The following is a 1,574-nucleotide window of genomic DNA, read 5'->3' as shown; positions in this document are numbered from 1 at the left end:
CCCAGGTGGCCGGTCATCCCGCTGTCCTGCGCCCACAGGCCCCAGGCCAGGGACACAGCGGGCAGCCCCTGGGCCCGCCGGTGCTGAGCCAGAGCGTCCAGGAAGGTGTTGGCCGCCGCGTAGTTGGCCTGCCCGGCATTGCCCAGCACGCCCGCAGCCGAGGAGAACAGGACGAACGCCTCCAGGTCCATGTCCTGGGTCAGCTCATGAAGGTGCCAAGCCGCATCCACCTTCGGGGCCAGCACCCGCTCGATCTGCTCCCGGCCCAGGCCCTCCACGGTCGCGTCATCCAGCACACCCGCGGCATGCACCACACCCCGCAACGGCACCTCCGCCGGAACGCCAGCGAGCAGCTCACGCACCGCATCACGGTCACTGGTGTCACAGGAGCGGACCGTCACCCGGCCGCCCAGCTCCTCGATCTGCTCACACAGCTCCGACGCCCCCGGCGCATCCAGGCCCCGACGGCTCACCAGCAGCACATGCTCCACTCCGTGCTCGGCGACCAGATGCCGGGCCACCAAACCGCCCAGCGTCCCGGTGCCACCAGTGACCAACACCGTCCCCGGACCCTGCCACCGGTCGGTCAGCCCCGCAGCACCAGCCCCACTGACCCGTGCCAGACGGGCGCACCGCACCACATCCCCACGCACCGCGAGCTGGGGCTCGCCACACGCCACCAGACCGCCCACCACACCAGCGTCAAGACCCGCACCACCATCACGCCCGTCTTCGACGACATCAGCGAGCAGGAACCGGTCCGGATGCTCCACCTGCGCACTACGCACCAAACCCCACACCGCCGCACCCGCAAAACTACCCACCCGCTCACCCGGCTCCACCACCACCGCACCACTGGTCCGCACCAACAAACGACTCCCCGACCACCGCTCATCCCCCACAAACATCCCCAACACCCCAGCGGTCTCCCGCACCACCCGATGCACCCCACCCACCACACCACCAGACCCGCAATCAGCATCCCCAGGCACCGTCAGAACCACCACATCCGGCACCACCCCACAACCCGCCAACCGCTCCAACGCCACCACATCCCCACCCGCCAACGACGCCACCACCGGACCCACCACCCCACCCCGCACCACATCCGCAGAAACCCGCTCCCACCCCACCTCAAACAAACAATCCCGACCCGCACCCACCCCGGCCAACTGCCCAACCGACACCGACCGCACCTTCAACGACTCCACCACACCCACAAACCGGCCACCCTCATCCGCCAGCTCAACCGCAACCTCATCCACACCCACCAACCGCACACCCACCCGCAACCGAACAACACCCCGCCCCTCCAACCGCACACCACCCACCGCAAACGGCAACCTCACCCGCTCCCCCACACCCTCACCCGAACCCTCACCACCCACAATCAACAAAGCCTGAAACGCCGCATCCAACAACGCCGGATGCACCCCAAACCCACCACCATCAACCCCCTCCGGCAAACACACCTCCGCAAACACCGCATCACCCAACCGCCACACCGCCCGCAACCCCTGAAACAACGGCCCATACTCATAACCCCGACCAGCAAAACCCGCATAAAGCTCGTC

The 1,574-nt window shown here is 67.9% G+C and carries 1 protein-coding gene; it reads right to left on the bottom strand.

What is annotated here, in order from left to right:
- The coding region (locus ABD329_RS48435) for an SDR family oxidoreductase (RefSeq protein WP_425574483.1) at window positions 1-1,574 on the bottom strand (1,574 nt) is incomplete at both ends.

The organism is Streptomyces javensis (assembly GCF_039525925.1).
GTDB lineage: Bacteria > Actinomycetota > Actinomycetes > Streptomycetales > Streptomycetaceae > Streptomyces > Streptomyces asiaticus.
The sequence above is the reverse complement of the archived record's forward strand: the minus strand, read 5'-3'. Positions and strand labels throughout refer to the sequence as shown.